The organism is Blautia faecis, from assembly GCF_027662325.1.
GTDB lineage: Bacteria > Bacillota > Clostridia > Lachnospirales > Lachnospiraceae > Blautia_A > Blautia_A faecis.
On the sequence record NZ_JAQDKY010000115.1, the window covers coordinates 1 to 674 of the forward strand.

General features: G+C 35.6%; 1 protein-coding gene and 1 pseudogene. Both read left to right on the top strand.

Annotated features, from left to right (window positions below; all coding sequences use genetic code 11):
* A pseudogene (locus PGQ38_RS20305) lies at nt 1-159 on the top strand (ParB/RepB/Spo0J family partition protein); the annotation flags it as partial.
* 78 nt (nt 160-237) lie between these two features.
* Nucleotides 238-674 (top strand): replication initiator protein A (locus tag PGQ38_RS19400; RefSeq protein ID WP_270433216.1); only part of this gene is annotated, 437 nt, incomplete at its 3' end.

Below are 674 nucleotides of genomic sequence, written 5' to 3' on the forward strand. Positions count from 1 at the left end.
ATTTTCAATAACTGTGTGATGGCAAAGAAAGTATCCCGGTCTCTTACTTTCTCAGAAAAGAAACTGACAAAGTATTTTCCGGATGATTATACAGCCAAAGATATGGAGCAGGTGATTGAATCATTATTAGAAAAGTGGATGCAGGAACAGTCCTGTTAAGGAGAGAAAAAGCTAAGAAAACAATGTCAAAGAAGTTTAAAAAGAGGACTTCTTAGCAGAAAATGAAAGGAGGAAACTATGGAGAAAAAAATGACATTTAATTATTTTTACGGTACCGAAGCTGATCAGTTCAGCTTCTACCGCATACCAAAAGCATTATTTACAGACAGCTATTTTAAAGATTTATCAAGCGATGCTAAAATTTTATATGGACTGATGTTGGATCGAATGTCTCTTTCCATCAAGAATCAGTGGTTTGACGACAAAAACAGAGCATATATCTACTTTTCCATCGAAGATATCATGGAATTACTGAACTGTGGCAGAAATAAAGCCATCAAATCCATGAGAGAGCTGGATGACGAAACAGGAATTGGTCTGATTGAGAAACGCAGACAGGGATTTGGAAAGGTGAACGTTATCTACGTGAAAACCTTTATGCCTGAGAAAACAGATGAGAAAAAATTTGGAGAGGAATTAGAGAAGTTTAAAAAACAAACTTCTGTGGAAAATGA